The organism is Streptomyces sp. AC627_RSS907 (genome assembly GCF_019049165.1).
Genome location: NZ_JAGMUE010001459.1, coordinates 1 through 650, shown reverse-complemented (window position 1 = coordinate 650; position 650 = coordinate 1). Strand labels below are relative to the sequence as shown.

Genomic DNA, 650 nt, shown 5'->3' with positions numbered 1-650 from the left:
GGCCGGGGCCGAGCGCGGTCTCCGCGTCGGCGACGGCCACCACGGCCTCGGCCTCCTCCTCGAGGAGCGCCGCGGCGGCGCGCAGGAAGCTGGCGCGGGCCGCCCGGTCGGCGAGGGCCGCGCTGGCCGCGTGGGCGGCGTTCACCGCCCGGTCGACGGCGGCGGCGTCGGCCTCGGTGGCCGCCTGCTCCCGCCGCTGCCCGGTGCGCGGGTCGACGCTCCACACTGGTACCGGCACGGCGGGCTCCCTCCCTCGTGCGTGCGCGCCCCGCCGGGGCCGCTCCCGCTCCGTTTTCGCCCACCGCGACGGCGAATCTCCGGGGACTCTAGGGCCGTCGTTTCCGGGGGGTCAAGGGCGCCGGTCGGCGGCCGTCGCGGGCGGGGCCAAGGCCGAGTCGGCCGCGTGCCGAGGGGTTGTCGGGCCGTGGGTTCGCCGGGCCGCGACCGGCGCGCCCGCCCCGGGTCACGCCGCCGGCAGGCCGCGCTGGGTCAGGGCCCGTACGGCCAGCCGGCGCGCCAGCGGCACCGGCTCCGCCACGGCGTCGAGGCCGCCGAGCACCATGGCCCCCTCGTGCAGCAGCGCGAGTTCGTCGGCCAGGTCGTCCGGGTCGCTCGCGGAGGTGGCGCGGCACAGTTCGCGCAGGTAGTCG

The 650-nt window shown here is 80.5% G+C and carries 2 pseudogenes; both read right to left on the bottom strand.

The features are described from left to right. Window positions 1-238 (bottom strand): annotated as a pseudogene (locus tag KUM32_RS42430) (aldehyde dehydrogenase (NADP(+))); the annotation flags it as partial. Between the two features lie 225 nt (window positions 239-463). Beyond that, window positions 464-650, bottom strand: a pseudogene (locus KUM32_RS42425) (TetR family transcriptional regulator); the annotation flags it as partial.